The organism is Pseudodonghicola flavimaris, from assembly GCF_030164425.1.
GTDB lineage: Bacteria > Pseudomonadota > Alphaproteobacteria > Rhodobacterales > Rhodobacteraceae > Pseudodonghicola > Pseudodonghicola flavimaris.
On record NZ_JASNJD010000006.1, the window covers coordinates 177,870 to 192,942 of the forward strand.

Here is a 15,073-nt window from a genome sequence, read left to right on the forward strand (position 1 = left end):
TCCGGCACGAGGCCGCCCCGGGGACCACCACGCGGCCCACCAACCGACCGGAAGACGATGACCGACCAGCCCCAACCGGAAATCACCGACAGCCACTGCCACCTGGATTTTCCCGACTTCGACGGGGAGCGCGACGCGATCATCGCCCGTGCCACCGCCGCCGGGGTGACCCGCATGGTGACGATCTGTACCCGGCTGCGCAACGAACCGCAGGTCCGCGCCATCGCCGAGGCGCATCCGCAGGTGTTCTACGCCGCCGGCACCCATCCGATGAGCGCGGCCGAGGAACCCCTGGCCACGGTCGAGGAGCTGGTGGCGCTGGCGCAGCATCCGAAATTCGTCGGCATCGGCGAAACCGGGCTCGATTACCACTACAGCGCCGACTCCGCCGCCGTGCAGCAGGACAGCCTGCGCATCCATGTCACCGCCGCGCGGGAAACCGGGCTGCCGCTGATCATCCACGCCCGCGCCGCCGATGACGACATGGCCCGCATCCTCACCGAGGAATACCGCAAGGGGCCCTATAGCTGCGTGATGCATTGCTTCTCCTCCTCGGCGGAGCTGGGCCGGGCGATGCTCGATCTGGGGTTCTACCTGTCGATGTCCGGCATCGCCGCCTTCCCCAAGAGCAAGGAGCTGCGCGAGATCTTCGCCGCCGCGCCGATCGACCGCATCCTGGTGGAAACCGACAGCCCCTATCTGGCGCCGCCGCCGCATCGCGGCAAGCGCAACGAACCCGCCTTCTCCGCCCTGACCGCCCGGGTCGGCGCCGAGGTCTTCGGCCTGGATTACGCCGATTTCGCCGCCCGGACCCAGGCGAATTTCGACCGGTTGTTCGCCAAGGTCGCAGCCTTCGAGGCGGCCGCATGAGCAATCTGCGCATCACCATCCTCGGCTGCGGCTCCTCCGGCGGCGTGCCCCGGCTCGGCGGCATCTGGGGCGCCTGCGACCCGGAAGAACCCCGCAACCGCCGCCGCCGCTGTTCGATCCTGGTCGAGCGGGACGGCGCCGATGGCACCACCTCGGTGCTGATCGACACCGGCCCCGACATGCGCGACCAGCTGCTCGACACCGGCACCGGCCGGCTCGACGGGGTGGTCTATACCCATGCCCATGCCGATCACGTCCATGGCATCGACGATCTGCGCATGATCGTCTTCAACATGCGTGCCCGGGTCCCTGTCTGGGCCGATGGCGACACCCAGAATGCGCTTCTCAGCCGCTTCGGCTATGCCTTCGTGCAGCCCGAGGGCTCGCCCTATCCGCCGATCCTCGACCTGCGTACCATTTCCGGCCCGTTTGAGATCGACGGCCCCGGCGGCCCGATCCCGCTGCGCCCGTTCCGGGTCAACCACGGCTCGATCGACGCGCTCGGCTTCCGCATCGGCGATATCGCCTATCTGCCCGACGTCGCCGAGATCTACGACGACGCCTGGGAGGAACTGCAGGACCTGGATTGCTGGATCCTCGACACCCTGCGCTATACCCCGCATCCGACCCATTCACATCTGGCGCAATCGCTCGACTGGATCGAACGGGCGGCGCCGGCCCGAGCGGTGATGACCAACATGCATATCGATCTGGACTATGCCCGGCTCGATGCCGAAACCCCGTCCCATATCACCCCCGCCTTCGACGGCATGGTCATCACCGGCGCGCTGACCTAGGCGCACCATCTTCTTCTCTGGCAAAATTCTCTCGCCGAAGGCATCCGCCGCCAGTCAAAGGCACCCGGGCCCATGTTTCAAAGCCTGATCGACGTCATCCTGCCGGTGTTCCTGGTGATCGGGGCCGGCTATGCGACCACCCGGGCAGGGTATTTCACCCCCGGCCATATCGACGGCATCATGCGCTTCACCCAGGGTTTCGCCGTGCCCTGCCTGCTGTTCAGCGCCATCTCGCATCTCGATCTGAAGGCCAGCTTCGATCCGCGGCTGCTGGTCAGCTTCTATTCCGCCGCGCTGATCTGCTTCACCCTCGGGTTCTTCGGCGCCCGGCTGCTGTTCCGGCGCGACTGGGAGGATTGCGTCGCCATCGGCTTCTGCTGCCTGTTCTCCAACTCCGTCCTGCTCGGCCTGCCGATCACCGAACGCGCCTATGGCGCCGGGAATCTGACCGGCAACTATGCCATCATCGCCTTCCATTCACCGTTCTGCTACGGCGTCGGCATCACCGCGATGGAGATCATCCGCAGCCGTGGCCGCGGCGGCCGGCATATGGTGACATCGGTGCTGACGGCGATGTTCCGCAATGTGCTGATCGTCGCCATCGCGCTCGGCTTCCTGGTCAACCTGACCGGCCTGCAGCTCTTCGGCGCCGCCGAACAGGCGCTGGCCCTGATCACCCGCACCGCCCTGCCCGGCGCCCTCTTCGCGCTTGGCGGCGTGCTGGTGCAATACCGCCCTGAGGGCGACATGAAGACGATCCTCTTCGTCTGCGCGCTGTCGCTGATGGCGCATCCGGCGCTGACCTTCCTCTTTGGCAAGAGCTTCGGGCTACCGCAGGACCTGTTCCGCTCCGGCGTGCTCAACGCCTCGATGGCGCCGGGGTTCAACGCCTATATCTTCGCCAATATCTACGGCCGGGCGAAACGGGTCGCCGCCTCCTCGGTGCTGATCGCCACCGGCCTGTCGATCCTGACGATCTCCTTCTGGCTGCACGTCCTCGGCTGAGCGCCGGGCCACGCCGCCGCCCCACGGGACCGGAGCCGGCCGCCGGCGCGTGCCGCATCGCCGCACCGGCTTGACTTGTCCCCCGCCCCCTGTCACATCAGCCGCACACCATAACCCGCAACCGGGCGTTCCGTGGGCGCCAAACCGACGAGGAGCAGCCAGATCATGGCCGACATTTCTCTCACTTTCCCCGATGGCAACAAACGATCCTATGCCGCAGGCGTGACGCCGGCAGAGATCGCCGCCGATATCTCCAACTCCCTCGCCAAGAAGGCGATCAGCGCCACCGTCGACGGCCGGCACTGGGATCTGCAGTGGCCGCTGGAAAGCGACGCCAGCATCGCCATCAACACGATGAAGGACGAAGCCCCGGCGCTGGAGCTGATCCGTCACGACCTGGCCCATATCATGGCCCGCGCCGTGCAGGAGATCTGGCCCGCCACCAAGGTCACCATCGGCCCGGTGATCCAGAACGGCTGGTATTACGACTTCGACCGCGAAGAGCCCTTCACGCCCGAGGATCTTGGCCAGATCGAAAAGAAGATGAAGGAGATCATCAACCGCCGCGATCCGGTCACCACCGAGATCTGGGACCGCGCGCGCGCGATCGAATTCTACAAGGCCAACAACGAGCCCTATAAGGTCGAACTGGTTGAGGCGATCCCCGGGGATGAGCCGCTGCGCATGTACTGGCACGGCCACTGGCAGGATCTCTGCCGCGGGCCGCACCTGCAGAACACCGGCCAGGTGCCCGGCGACGCCTTCAAGCTGACCCATGTGGCCGGCGCCTACTGGCGGGGCGACAGCAACCGTCCGATGCTGCAGCGGATCTATGGCGTGGCCTTCCAGAACAAGGAAAAGCTCAAGGCTTATATGACCATGCTGGAGGAGGCCGCCAAACGCGACCACCGCAAGCTGGGCCGCGAGATGGATCTGTTCCACATGCAGGAAGAGGCCCCCGGCCAGATCTTCTGGCATCCCAACGGCTGGAAGATCTACACCACCCTGCAGGACTACATGCGCCGCCAGCAGGAACGCGACGGCTATGTCGAGGTGAACACGCCGCAGGTGGTGAACCGCAGGCTGTGGGAAGCCTCCGGCCACTGGGACAACTATCAGGAAAACATGTTCATCGTCGAAGTGGACGAGGAACACGCCCGCGAAAAGACCGTCAACGCGCTGAAGCCGATGAACTGCCCCTGTCACGTGCAGGTGTTCAACCAGGGTCTGAAATCCTATCGCGACCTGCCGCTGCGCATGGCCGAATTCGGTTCCTGCAACCGCTATGAACCCTCGGGCGCGCTGCACGGGATCATGCGGGTGCGCGGCTTCACCCAGGACGATGCGCATATCTTCTGCGAAGAGAAGGATATCGAGGCCGAAACCAAGAAGTTCATCGAGTTTCTGGCCAAGATTTACGCCGACCTCGGCTTCCACAACTGGACGGTGAAGCTCTCCACCCGCCCCGAAAAGCGGATCGGCACCGAGGAAAGCTGGGACCATGCGGAGGAATCGCTGGGTAACGCTTGCAATGCGGCCGGCTATGACTTCACCATCAACGAGGGCGAAGGCGCCTTCTACGGTCCCAAGCTGGAATTCGTGCTGACCGACGCCATCGGGCGCGACTGGCAATGCGGCACCCTGCAGGTGGACCCCAACCTGCCCGAACGACTGGATGCCAGCTATGTCGGCGCCGACGGGGCCAAGCACCGGCCGATCATGCTGCACCGTGCGGTCGTCGGGTCGTTCGAACGCTTCATCGGCATCCTGATCGAGGAACACGCCGGCAAGCTGCCGTTCTGGCTGGCGCCGCGTCAGGTGGTGGTCGCCTCGATCACCTCGGAGGCCGATGACTATGTGCGCGAGGTTGTCGCCACGCTGAAAGCCGCCGGCGTCCGGGCCGAGGCCGACACCCGCAACGAGAAGATCAACTACAAGGTCCGCGAACACTCGCTGTCGAAAGTGCCGGTGATTCTGGCCGTCGGCGCCCGCGAGGTAGAGGAACGCAGCGTCTCGGTGCGTCGTCTGGGCGAAAAACAGACCAGCAGCGCCACGCTCACGGAGATTACATCGGAGCTGTCGCAGGCCGCGACGCCGCCGGACCTTTTGTAACAATCGGCGGATTCTTGCCACCTTCCGGCCCGGGAAACCGGGCCGGAATGTAACAAACCCGGCCGAAACCGGCCCCTTCCCCCCTCTTTTCCCGCGTTCCGGTCACGCCGCCTGACGGCCGCGTGAGACACGGCGACGTGAGTTATTCGTTGCTCGGCGACAGGGCTAGTCTGGATGTGCGACAATCGAGACACGCACAACCAAGGAGGAACCCGATGTCCCATGCCGCCAAGACCCTGACCATCGCCAGCGCGCTGGCCACCGCCCTGACCCTGACCGCCCAGACCGAGGCCCAGGCCCAGAGCAAGGAAAAATGCTACGGCGTTGCGCTCGCCGGTCAGAACGACTGCGCCGCCGGTCCCGGCACCACCTGCGCCGGCACCTCGACCATGGATTACCAGGGCAATTCCTGGAAGCTGGTCGATGCCGGCACCTGCATGGATATGAAGCTGCCCGCGATGATGGACGGCACGCCGCGTATGGGCTCGCTCGAGCCGCTGGACCGCGACCGGCCGGCGTGAACCGGCTGCGGCGGGCGGGGCGCCCCTCGGCCCCCTGCCCGCCGCCTTCTCCGCCCCTCGGGGCGACCGCCGCAGGAGGAGAGATGATGACATCCGCCCGCCATCCGCAGATTTTGCCAAGCCTGCCCGCCGCCGCCGGCGTCGGCTATAAACCGCAGCATTTCGCCGCGCTCACGACCGATCCCGGTGCCGTGCGCTGGCTGGAGATTCACGCGGAGAATTACATGGGGGCCGGCGGCCGGCCGTTGGCGCAGCTGCGCCACCTTGCCGACAGCTTCCCGATCTCGGTCCATGGCGTCGGTCTCAGCATCGGCGGCGAGGCCGCGCTCGACCCCGATCACCTGTCGCGGCTGGGACATCTCTGCGACTGGCTGCAACCGGCGAGTTTTTCCGAACACCTGGCCTGGTCGACCCATGACAGTGCCTTTCTGAACGACCTGCTGCCGCTGCCCTATACCGATGCCACGCTGACGCGGGTCGCCGATCACATCGACCGGGTGCAGGAGGTGCTGGGCCGGCAGATGCTGCTGGAGAACCCGTCAAGCTACCTCGCCTTCGCCGAAAGCAGCTGGGAGGAACCCGCCTTTCTGGCCGAGTTGACCCGGCGCACCGGCTGCGGCCTGCTGCTCGACGTCAACAACGTCTTCGTCTCCGCCACCAACCTCGGCTTCTCGCCGCAGGCCTATATCGAGGCCTTCCCGCTGGACCAGGTCGCGGAAATCCACCTCGGCGGCCATGATGCCCAGGCGGACGATCACGGTGCGCCGCTGCTGATCGACAGCCACGGCGCGCCGGTGGCCGATCCGGTCTGGGCACTCTTGGAGCATGTGCTGGCAGGCAGTGGCGCCCGGCCGCTCCTGATCGAATGGGACACCGACGTGCCCGACTGGCCGGTCCTGGCCGCCGAAGCCCGCCGCGCCGACGCCGCCCTGCAGGAGGCCGCACCATCGCGGGTGCCGGCATGGGCGTAACCGAGACCGAATTCACCCAGGCCCTGCTGGCACCCGATCTGCCGGTGCCGGAGGGGCTCTGCGATGCGGCAGGCCACCCCGCCGGGCGCCGCTTCGCGGTCTATCGCAACAATGTCGCAGTGTCGCTGACCCGGGCGCTGCACGAAGGCTTTCCGGTGATTGCCCGACTGCTCGGCCCCGACAACATGGATGGTCTGGCCGGGCTGTTTCTGCGCGCCCATCCGCCGCGCTCGCCGGTCCTGATGCTCTATGGTGCCACCTTTCCGGCGTTTCTGGAGGGCCTCGAACAACTGGCCCATCTGGGGTATCTCGGCGATGTGGCCCGGCTGGAGCTGGCGTTGCGCCAGTCCTATCACGCCGCCGATGCCGAACCGGTCGACGCCGCTGCTCTCGCCGCCCTCCCGCCCGACCGGCTGGCCGCGTCCCGGCTCACCCTCGCCCCGGCGGTCCGGCTGGTCCGCTCGCCCTGGCCAATCCACGATATCTGGCGGTTCAACACCGAAGCGGATGCGCCGCAGCCGCGCGCCACGGCGCAGGACGTGCTGGTGGTGCGTCCGGAGTACGATCCCCGGCCCGTGCTCCTGCCCGCGGGTGGCGCCGTGTTTCTGGCCGCGCTGCGGGACGGCGTCCCCCTGGCCGAGGCCGATGCCGCCGCCCGGCGCGCGGCGGAGGCCTTCGCGCTCGCCCCGCTGTTGGCCGAGCTCCTGTCCGGTGGGGCGATCACCGGTATCGCGCCGGCATCATCCGAAGGGGAGGGTTAGATCATGCTGTCCGTTCTACCGCTCTATGCCGCTTTCAGCGCCCGGCTCGACCGGCTGGGCGACTGGCTCTTGCCGCTGCTGGCGCGCTTTGCCTTCGCGGCAACGCTGCTCTGGTATTACTGGTCCTCGGCGCTGACCAAGCTGGGTGACGGGCCCCTGGGGGTATTGCGCCCCTCCGCCGGTGCCTATGCGCAGATCTTCCCGCGCCAGTTCGAGGCAGCGGGCTATGACACCGAGGCGCTGACGCCGCTGCACGATCTGGTCGTTCTCAGCGGCACATTGGCCGAATTCGCCCTGCCGGCGCTGATCGTGCTGGGGGCGATGACCCGGGTTTCCGCGCTCGGCATGATCGGCTTCGTGCTGATCCAGTCGCTTACCGATGTCTTCGGCCACGGGCTGGGCTCTGCCAGCGGGGCCTGGTTCGACCGGATGCCCGATGGCGCGGTGCTGGACCAGCGGCTGCTCTGGACGCTGCTGCTGGCCTGCCTGGTGTTCAAGGGCGCCGGGCCGCTGTCGCTGGATGCGCTGCTGCGCCGGCGGATCAACTGACCCGCGCCGCCCGGCGCGGGATCAGAAATGCGCCTTTTCCTCATCCGGCTTGCCGGCGGCCACCGCCAGCACCCCGCCCAGGCCGACAAAGGCGATCGGGAACATGGTGAAAACGTTGAAGCCGAAGGCATAATACATGCCCGCCGTCGAGAAAAGCATCAGGATGCCGCCGACCAGCGCCCGGGCCCGCGCCATGGCGCCACCGGCGATCGCCAGAAGCGGCGACAGAATCGAGGTCACGCGGATCAGATCGACGTTGCCGACCTGCTGGAAGAACCCGTCCACCTCACCGAAATGGTCCACCGCCACGGTATAGCCGTAGCTGAAGAACCCTACGATCATGCCGACGATCCCGCCGATCAGGCCCAGAACCAGGGCTGCGTTGCGCATATCAACTGCCTCCTTGCTGGAGATCACATAAGCGGTCGGTCAGGAAACGCCAAGAGCCGCACGGGTTTGCGCCGTCCAGCCCAGATACATCTGCTCGCCATCGACGATCAGCGGCCGTTTCATCAGCGTCGGGTGCTCCCTGAGCAGATCGAGCGGCGGCCGTGCGCGTTCTGACTCGTCCAGACCCCGCCAGGTGGTGGACCGGGTGTTGACCAGCGCCGTCTCGAAGGCCGCCAGGGCGGCGCTCAGCACCGGCTCCGGCATACCGTCGCTGCGGACATCGACAAACTCCGCATCCGGCAGGGATTTCAGCGCCTTGCGGCAGGTATCGCAGGTTTTCAGCCCGTAGAGGATCAATTTCGTCTCCGTTGTCCGATGAACGCCTCTTGTGCAAATATTCGTCATGATTGGCCGGCGCATCCCCTTTTCCTTGATTTTTATGGCTTCCGTGCGATCCTTTTTCTGCGTTACCGCCGATCAGACACCGCCTTACCCAAGAAAGGCGGGCCTTCTGAGACACCGGTCGCGCCCCCGTGCTTGAGAGGATTGCGCGGGGCCAAGAGCAAGTCAGAAGGAGACACGGGACATGCCGACGGGCACCGTGAAATGGTTTAATACCACCAAGGGCTATGGCTTCATCGCACCGGATGAAGGCGGGAAAGATGTGTTTGTACATATTTCGGCCGTCGAACGGTCCGGTATGACCGGGCTGGCCGATAACCAGAAGGTTTCCTACGAGCTGCAGGATGGACGGGACGGCCGCCAGATGGCCGCTGATTTGAAAGCGCTGTAATCCATTCCCTTAAATGAATTTCGCCCGTCCCTGCCCCGCATGCCGGGGCGGGCGCCTACCCCTCCGGCGTCGCCCGGTCCGGATCGGACGGGATCGCCGGCGGCGTCAGCGTCTGCCAGGCCTCCCCCATCGCCAGCAGACAGGAGGTGCCGGTCGCATAGGTCGCGACCAGCGCCCAAGTTCCCTTTTCCGTGGTCCAGACCTCCATCACCTGTTCGCGGTCGCGGATGCCGCTGGCGTTCCGGCTCTGACCCATGCGGCGGCTCAGGCGGTCATACATCTGCCCCGTCGGCTCGCACAGCACCTCCGCCACCGGAGATTGCGCGCCTGCCGGCGCGGCGAGGCCGAGAAAGGGCAGGACCAGCACAGGGGCGAGGGATCGGAACATGCCCCACAGTGTAACGAAAAGATGACAAGATGTATAGCTTATGGCTATACATTCGCACCACCATCCGCCAACAGCTCCCGGGTCAGCGGGCAGGCCTGCCCGTCATAGAAGGTCGCCAGCACCTCGGCAAACGGCGCGCCGCCGCCGGCCGCTGCGAACAATGTCGCCGACGAACGGAGTTTGATCGCGTCCACCGGCCCCAGAATCGCCTCGGCCGACCGGTCGGGATGCAGCAGCATCGCCGCCATCGCCTCCCGCAGCCTCGCCCCCAGTACCGGATCGGCAAGATAGGCCCGCGCCTCGGTCAGATCGGCAATGCCATAGCGCAGTGCCGTCGGCGACCGGCCAAGCCCCCTGAGCTGGGGGAAGATGAACCACATCCAGTGGCTCTGTTTCGCGCCGGCGCGCAGCTCGTCCAGGGCACGGGGGTAGACGCCGTCCTGGGCGACGAGGAAACGGGAGAGATCGGCCATGGCCCAAAGATAGACCGCGTGCCCGTCACGGCAAACGCCTGGTCACGATAATCGTCCACGCAGCGGACGGCGCGCCTGCGGGCACTGGACAAGCCGGACGTTTCGGCGCCAAATCCGGAACATGGATCTGCACAGCACCTTTCCCGGCGTTCCCGACCTGAAACGGCGTGCCCGCCGGCGGCTGCCGAAATTCGTCTGGGAATATCTGGACAGCGGCACCGGCACCGAGGCCACCAAGGCGCGCAACCGCAGCGCGCTGGATGCGGTGGGCTTCCTGCCCTCGGTGCTGCACGGACCGCAGAGCCCGGATCTCTCGGCCCGTTTCCTGGGCCAGGAATTCCCCCTGCCCTTCGGCTTCGCCCCGGTCGGCATGTCGGGGCTGATCTGGCCCGACGCCGAGGGCCATCTGGCCCGCGCCGCCGCCGCGGCCGGCCTGCCCTACAGCCTCTCCACCGTCGCCAGCCAGAGCCCCGAGGACCTGGCGCCGCATCTGGGCGCACACGGCTGGTTCCAGCTCTATCCGCCGAAGGACGAAGGCATCCGCAGCGACATGTTGGCGCGCGCCCGCGATGCCGGCTTCCGCGCGCTGATCCTGACGGTCGATGTGCCGGTGGCCTCGCGCCGCGAACGCCAGACCCGCTCCGGCCTGACCCAGCCGCCGAAACTGACCCCGCGGCTGCTGGCCCAGGTCGCCCTGCGGCCGGCCTGGGCACTGGGGATGGCGCGGCGCGGCATGCCGCATATGCGCACCCTCGACAAATACACCGATGCCGCCAGCGCCGCGCTCTCCTCCACCGCGCATGTGGGCTATCTGCTGCGCACCTCGCCGGATATGGACTATGTCCGCTGGCTGCGGGACCATTGGGACGGACCGCTGCTGATCAAGGGCATCCTGCGCCCGGAGGATGCCGCGCCGCTGGAAGAGATCGGGGTCGATGCGCTCTGGGTTTCGAACCACGCCGGCCGCCAGTTCGACGGCGCCCCCGCCGCGATCGAGGCCCTGCCGCGGATCCGCGCCGCCACCCGGCTGCCGCTGGTGTTCGACAGCGGTGTCGAAGGCGCGCTCGACATCCTGCGCGCCCGGGCGCTGGGGGCCGATTTCGTCATGCTGGCCCGGGCGCCGCACTATGCGGTCGCGGCCCTGGGGGCGGCGGGTCCGGCGCATCTGATCGACCTGCTGCGACAGGATCTGATCGCCAACATGGGCCAGCTGGGAATGGATTCGCTCGCCGCGCTGCCGGCGCCGATGTCGCTTCCGACACCGCCCATGCCGCTCCCGGTCCCGTGAAAAATTGATCGTCCCCCGATAGCGCAACCATGCTGGTCAGTGCGCAAAAACGCCGCTACGCATTTTGGCCAGACCGCGCTGCACTGCAGCGACACCCGCAAGACCAACAGAGGTGACAATGTCCGACTTCCGCAAAATCCTGATCGCCAATCGGGGTGAGATCGCCATCCGCGTGATGCGCGCCGCCAACGAGATGGGAAAGAAGACCGTCGCAATCTATGCGGAGGAAGACAAGCTCAGCCTGCACCGGTTCAAGGCGGATGAGGCCTATAAGATCGGCGAAGGCATGGGGCCGGTGGCCGCCTACCTGTCGATCGAAGAAATCATCCGGGTCGCCCGCGAAAGCGGCGCCGACGCGATTCACCCCGGCTACGGGCTGCTGAGCGAAAACCCCGATTTCGTCGATGCCTGCGAAAAGGCCGGCATCACCTTCATCGGGCCGAAGGCGGAAACCATGCGCGCGCTCGGCGACAAGGCCAGCGCCCGTAAGGTCGCCATCGCCGCCGGTGTGCCGGTGATCCCGGCGACCGAGGTGTTGGGCGACGACATGGAGGCGATCAAGGCCGAGGCCGAGGAGATCGGCTTTCCGCTGATGCTGAAAGCCTCCTGGGGCGGTGGCGGTCGTGGCATGCGGCCGATCCAGAATGCCAAGGAACTGCCCGAAAAGGTGATGGAGGGCCGCCGCGAGGCGGAGGCCGCCTTCGGCAATGGCGAGGGTTATCTGGAGAAGATGATCACCCGCGCCCGCCACGTCGAGGTTCAGATCCTCGGCGACAAGCATGGCGGCATGTACCACCTCTATGAACGCGACTGCTCGGTACAGCGGCGGAACCAGAAAGTGGTGGAACGCGCGCCGGCGCCCTACCTCACCGATGCGCAGCGTGAAGAGATCTGCGAGCTCGGCTACAAGATCTGCAAGCACGTCAATTATGAATGCGCCGGCACCGTCGAGTTCCTGATGGATATGGAGACGGAGAAGTTCTACTTCATCGAGGTGAACCCACGCGTCCAGGTCGAACATACCGTCACCGAAGAGGTCACCGGTATCGACATCGTGCAGGCGCAGATCCTGATCGCCGAGGGCAAGACCATCGCCGAGGCGACCGGCAAGGCCAGCCAGGAGGATATCCGGCTGAACGGTCACGCGCTGCAGACCCGGATCACCACCGAGGACCCGCAGAACAACTTCATCCCCGATTACGGCCGCATCAGCGCCTATCGCACCGCCACCGGCATGGGCATCCGGCTGGACGGCGGCACGGCTTACGCCGGCGGCGTCATCACCCGCTATTACGACTCGCTGCTGGTCAAGGTCACCGCCCATGCGCAGACGCCGGAAAAGGCGATCTCGCGGATGGACCGGGCGCTGCGGGAATTCCGTATCCGCGGAGTCAGCACCAATATCTCCTTCGTCGAGAACCTGCTGAAGCACCCGACCTTCCTGAACAACACCTATACCACCAAGTTCATCGACGAGACGCCGGCGCTGTTCCACTTCCCGAAACGGCAGGACCGCGGCACCAAGGTGCTGACCTATATCGCCGATATCACGGTGAACGGTCACCCCGAGACCAAGGACCGGCCGCTGCCGCGCAGCGACATCAAGCTGCCCCGCCCCCCGGCGCGGAAGGCCGAGCCGCAGATGGGCACCCGTAACCTGCTGGAGCAGAAGGGCCCGCAGGCGGTGGCCGACTGGATGCGGGCGCAACCGCAGCTTCTGATCACCGACACCACCATGCGCGACGGGCATCAGAGCCTGCTGGCCACCCGGATGCGGTCGATCGACATGATCCGCGTGGCGCCGGCCTATGCCGCCAACCTGCCACAGCTCTTCTCGGTGGAATGCTGGGGCGGGGCGACCTTCGATGTCGCCTATCGCTTCCTGCAGGAATGCCCCTGGCAGCGGCTGCGCGACCTGCGCGAGGCGATGCCGAACCTGATGACGCAGATGCTGCTGCGCGGCAGCAACGGCGTCGGCTATACCAACTACCCCGACAACGTGGTGCAGGCCTTCGTCAAGGAGGCGGCGCAGGGCATCGACGTCTTCCGCGTCTTCGACAGCCTCAACTGGGTCGAGAACATGCGCGTCGCCATGGATGCGGTGGTCGAGCAGAACAAGATCTGCGAAGGCACCATCTGCTATACCGGCGACCTGCTGGATCCGGACCGGTCGAAATACGATCTGAAGTACTACATCGGCATGGCCAAGGAACTGGAGGCCGCCGGCGCCCACGTGCTGGGGCTGAAGGACATGGCCGGACTGATGAAGCCCGCCTCGGCCAAGGCGCTGGTCCGCGCGCTGAAGCAGGAAGTCGGCCTGCCGATCCACTTCCACACCCACGACACCGCCGGTGTCGCCATCGCCTCGATCATGGCGGCGGCGGAGGCCGGGGTGGATGCGGTCGATTGCGCGATGGACAGCTTCTCGGGCAACACCAGCCAGGCGACGCTGGGATCGGTGGTCGAGGCGATGCGCCACACCGACCGCGACACCGGGCTGGACATCAGGGCGATCCGCGAGATCAGCGATTACTTCGAAGCGGTGCGCGGCCAGTACGCGGCATTCGAATCCGGCCTGCAGGCGCCTGCCTCCGAGGTCTATCTGCACGAGATGCCGGGCGGGCAATTCACCAACCTCAAGGCGCAGGCGCGCTCCATGGGGCTGGAGGACCGCTGGCACGAGGTGGCGCAGATGTATGCCGACGTGAACCAGATGTTCGGCGATATCGTCAAGGTGACGCCCTCGTCCAAGGTGGTCGGCGACATGGCCCTGATGATGGTCAGCCAGGGGCTGAGCCGCGCCGAAGTCGAGGATCCGAAGGTCGATGTCAGCTTCCCCGACTCGGTCATCGACATGATGCGCGGCAACCTTGGCCAGCCCCCGGGCGGCTTCCCCGACACCATCCTGAAAAAGGTGCTGAAGGACGAGGCCCCCAATACCGAACGCCCGGGCAAGCATCTGCCCGCCGTCGATCTGGACGAGACCCGCGCCAAGCTGAAGGAAGAACTGGAAGGCAAGCATATCGATGACGAGGATCTGATGGGCTACCTGATGTATCCCAAGGTCTTCCTCGACTACATGGGGCGCCACCGCACCTATGGGCCGGTGCGCACCCTGCCGACCAAGGCCTTCTTCTACGGCATGGAGCCCGGCGAAGAGATCAGCGCCGAGATCGACCCCGGCAAGACACTGGAAATCCGCTGCCAGGCCGTGGGCGAGACCGACGAGAACGGCGAAGTGAAGGTCTTCTTCGAACTGAACGGCCAGCCCCGGACCATCCGGGTGCCGAACCGCCTGGTGCAGGCCAATACCGTCGCCCGGCCCAAGGCCGAGCAGGGCAATGCCAACCACATCGGCGCGCCGATGCCCGGCGTCGTCGCCACCGTCACGGTGCAGGCGGGCCAACAGGTCAAGGAAGGCGATCTCTTGCTGACCATCGAGGCGATGAAGATGGAAACCGGCCTGCACGCGGAACGCGACGCCACCATCAAGGCGATCCACGTCACCCCCGGCACCCAGATCGATGCCAAGGATCTGCTGATCGAACTGGAGTGATCTCCAACCCGGCACCGCGCCCGCTCCGGCGCGGTGCCGCTACGGCATCATGGACCTGTCTCCGCCCCGCCCCAAGTCAGTCGGCAGGGAGGGATTTTTCGTAAGAGATCGACAGGACATGCCGACCATTTTTCCGAGTATTACCCCCATCTATGCCGCGCTGATCGCGGTCGTCTTCCTCGCGCTCAGCGCGCGCGTCATCACCTACCGCCGCCGGACCGCGCAGACGCTCGGCGATCATGGCGATCCTGCCCTGCTGGCGCGGATGCGCGCCCAGGCCAATTGTGCCGAATATGCGCCGATCGGCCTGCTGCTTCTGCTGATGATCGAGATGCAGGGCACCCCCGCCCTGGCGGTTCAGGCACTGGGGCTGGCATTGCTGCTGGGCCGCATCCTGCACGGGCTCAGCTTCACCGACAGCCGGCCCCGGCTGCCGCTGCGAATCGCGGGCATCGTCCTCACCCTGGTGATGATCGGCCTCTCGGCGCTGGCTCTGCTCACCCGCGCGCTGATCTGACCCGGGCCTTCGGGGCGGCGCCGTCCACATCAATGCCCGGCGCCGCCCGACCCGCCCCCGGGCATCCCCATGATAACCCGGA

At 66.3% G+C, this 15,073-nt stretch carries 16 protein-coding genes; 12 read left to right on the forward strand and 4 right to left on the reverse strand.

From position 1 onward, the window contains the following. The first annotated feature begins 57 nt into the window (after positions 1–57). The 8 genes from QO033_RS10275 (at position 58) to QO033_RS10310 (ending at position 7,586) form a co-directional block, all read left to right on the forward strand. Positions 58–870 carry a TatD family hydrolase gene (locus tag QO033_RS10275; RefSeq protein ID WP_284480873.1) on the forward strand — a complete coding sequence of 271 codons (813 nt, stop codon included), beginning with the start codon at positions 58–60 and terminating at the stop codon, positions 868–870. Next, positions 867–1,667, forward strand: coding sequence for an MBL fold metallo-hydrolase (locus QO033_RS10280; protein WP_284480874.1), 801 nt, complete (start codon positions 867–869; stop codon positions 1,665–1,667). Before QO033_RS10275 ends, QO033_RS10280 begins: the two co-directional genes overlap by 4 nt. Positions 1,668–1,739: 72 nt before the next feature. Continuing rightward, positions 1,740–2,672, forward strand: a complete 933-nt coding sequence (locus QO033_RS10285; protein ID WP_284480875.1) for an AEC family transporter — start codon at positions 1,740–1,742, stop codon at positions 2,670–2,672. 165 nt (positions 2,673–2,837) lie between these two features. Continuing rightward, positions 2,838–4,784, forward strand: a complete 1,947-nt coding sequence (gene thrS, locus QO033_RS10290; protein WP_284480876.1) for a threonine--tRNA ligase — start codon at positions 2,838–2,840, stop codon at positions 4,782–4,784. A 215-nt stretch (positions 4,785–4,999) separates the two neighbouring features. Further along, positions 5,000–5,305 (forward strand): BufA1 family periplasmic bufferin-type metallophore, encoded by a 306-nt coding sequence (locus QO033_RS10295; RefSeq protein ID WP_284480877.1) that lies wholly within the window; start codon positions 5,000–5,002, stop codon positions 5,303–5,305. Positions 5,306–5,388: 83 nt separating this feature from the next. After that, positions 5,389–6,276, forward strand: coding sequence for an MNIO family bufferin maturase (gene bufB, locus QO033_RS10300; RefSeq protein WP_284480878.1), 888 nt, complete (start codon positions 5,389–5,391; stop codon positions 6,274–6,276). Further along, a complete protein-coding gene (locus QO033_RS10305) occupies positions 6,267–7,037 on the forward strand; it encodes an HvfC/BufC N-terminal domain-containing protein (protein ID WP_284480879.1) in 771 nt (256 codons plus the stop codon). The genes bufB and QO033_RS10305 overlap by 10 nt, the downstream gene beginning before the upstream one ends. 3 nt (positions 7,038–7,040) lie before the next feature. Next, positions 7,041–7,586: a DoxX family protein gene (locus QO033_RS10310; protein WP_284480880.1), complete on the forward strand. Its 546-nt coding sequence runs from the start codon at positions 7,041–7,043 to the stop codon at positions 7,584–7,586. A 21-nt stretch (positions 7,587–7,607) separates the two neighbouring features. On the opposite strand, the gene QO033_RS10315 is transcribed toward QO033_RS10310, so the two are convergent. Further along, positions 7,608–7,976, reverse strand: a complete 369-nt coding sequence (locus QO033_RS10315) for a hypothetical protein (protein ID WP_284480881.1) — start codon at positions 7,974–7,976, stop codon at positions 7,608–7,610. A 39-nt stretch (positions 7,977–8,015) separates the two neighbouring features. Continuing rightward, entirely contained in the window at positions 8,016–8,333 is a 318-nt protein-coding gene (locus QO033_RS10320; RefSeq protein ID WP_284480882.1) for an arsenate reductase family protein, read from the reverse strand. Between the two features lie 229 nt (positions 8,334–8,562). Here QO033_RS10320 and QO033_RS10325 point away from each other — a divergent pair, with 229 nt between their 5' ends. Next, a complete protein-coding gene (locus QO033_RS10325) occupies positions 8,563–8,769 on the forward strand; it encodes a cold-shock protein (protein WP_284480883.1) in 207 nt (68 codons plus the stop codon). 55 nt (positions 8,770–8,824) lie between these two features. Here QO033_RS10325 and QO033_RS10330 read toward each other — a convergent pair whose 3' ends face one another. Both QO033_RS10330 and QO033_RS10335 read right to left on the reverse strand, forming a co-directional pair. Further along, complete coding sequence (locus QO033_RS10330; RefSeq protein ID WP_284480884.1) at positions 8,825–9,157, reverse strand: hypothetical protein; 333 nt, start codon at positions 9,155–9,157, stop codon at positions 8,825–8,827. 44 nt (positions 9,158–9,201) lie between these two features. Further along, positions 9,202–9,630, reverse strand: a complete 429-nt coding sequence (locus tag QO033_RS10335) for a DUF1810 domain-containing protein (protein ID WP_284480885.1) — start codon at positions 9,628–9,630, stop codon at positions 9,202–9,204. A gap of 121 nt (positions 9,631–9,751) precedes the next feature. Between QO033_RS10335 and QO033_RS10340 the strand changes: the two genes are divergently transcribed. From QO033_RS10340 to QO033_RS10350, 3 genes are all read left to right on the forward strand, one after another. Beyond that, positions 9,752–10,918 carry an alpha-hydroxy acid oxidase gene (locus QO033_RS10340; RefSeq protein ID WP_284480886.1) on the forward strand — a complete coding sequence of 389 codons (1,167 nt, stop codon included), beginning with the start codon at positions 9,752–9,754 and terminating at the stop codon, positions 10,916–10,918. 118 nt (positions 10,919–11,036) lie between these two features. Beyond that, complete coding sequence (locus QO033_RS10345; RefSeq protein WP_284480887.1) at positions 11,037–14,474, forward strand: pyruvate carboxylase; 3,438 nt, start codon at positions 11,037–11,039, stop codon at positions 14,472–14,474. Positions 14,475–14,592: 118 nt separating this feature from the next. Continuing rightward, positions 14,593–14,991, forward strand: a complete 399-nt coding sequence (locus QO033_RS10350; protein WP_284480888.1) for an MAPEG family protein — start codon at positions 14,593–14,595, stop codon at positions 14,989–14,991. Positions 14,992–15,073 lie beyond the last annotated feature (82 nt).

Coding starts and splice junctions, on each gene's coding strand:
- QO033_RS10275 (WP_284480873.1), top strand. CDS start 58: ATGACCGACCAGCCCCAACCGGAAATCACCGACAGCCACTGCCACCTG.
- QO033_RS10325 (WP_284480883.1), top strand. CDS start 8,563: ATGCCGACGGGCACCGTGAAATGGTTTAATACCACCAAGGGCTATGGC.
- QO033_RS10305 (WP_284480879.1), top strand. CDS start 6,267: ATGGGCGTAACCGAGACCGAATTCACCCAGGCCCTGCTGGCACCCGAT.
- thrS (WP_284480876.1), top strand. CDS start 2,838: ATGGCCGACATTTCTCTCACTTTCCCCGATGGCAACAAACGATCCTAT.
- QO033_RS10340 (WP_284480886.1), top strand. CDS start 9,752: ATGGATCTGCACAGCACCTTTCCCGGCGTTCCCGACCTGAAACGGCGT.
- QO033_RS10345 (WP_284480887.1), top strand. CDS start 11,037: ATGTCCGACTTCCGCAAAATCCTGATCGCCAATCGGGGTGAGATCGCC.
- QO033_RS10310 (WP_284480880.1), top strand. CDS start 7,041: ATGCTGTCCGTTCTACCGCTCTATGCCGCTTTCAGCGCCCGGCTCGAC.
- QO033_RS10350 (WP_284480888.1), top strand. CDS start 14,593: ATGCCGACCATTTTTCCGAGTATTACCCCCATCTATGCCGCGCTGATC.
- QO033_RS10330 (WP_284480884.1), bottom strand. CDS start 9,157: ATGTTCCGATCCCTCGCCCCTGTGCTGGTCCTGCCCTTTCTCGGCCTC.
- QO033_RS10280 (WP_284480874.1), top strand. CDS start 867: ATGAGCAATCTGCGCATCACCATCCTCGGCTGCGGCTCCTCCGGCGGC.
- QO033_RS10285 (WP_284480875.1), top strand. CDS start 1,740: ATGTTTCAAAGCCTGATCGACGTCATCCTGCCGGTGTTCCTGGTGATC.
- QO033_RS10335 (WP_284480885.1), bottom strand. CDS start 9,630: ATGGCCGATCTCTCCCGTTTCCTCGTCGCCCAGGACGGCGTCTACCCC.
- QO033_RS10295 (WP_284480877.1), top strand. CDS start 5,000: ATGTCCCATGCCGCCAAGACCCTGACCATCGCCAGCGCGCTGGCCACC.
- bufB (WP_284480878.1), top strand. CDS start 5,389: ATGATGACATCCGCCCGCCATCCGCAGATTTTGCCAAGCCTGCCCGCC.
- QO033_RS10315 (WP_284480881.1), bottom strand. CDS start 7,976: ATGCGCAACGCAGCCCTGGTTCTGGGCCTGATCGGCGGGATCGTCGGC.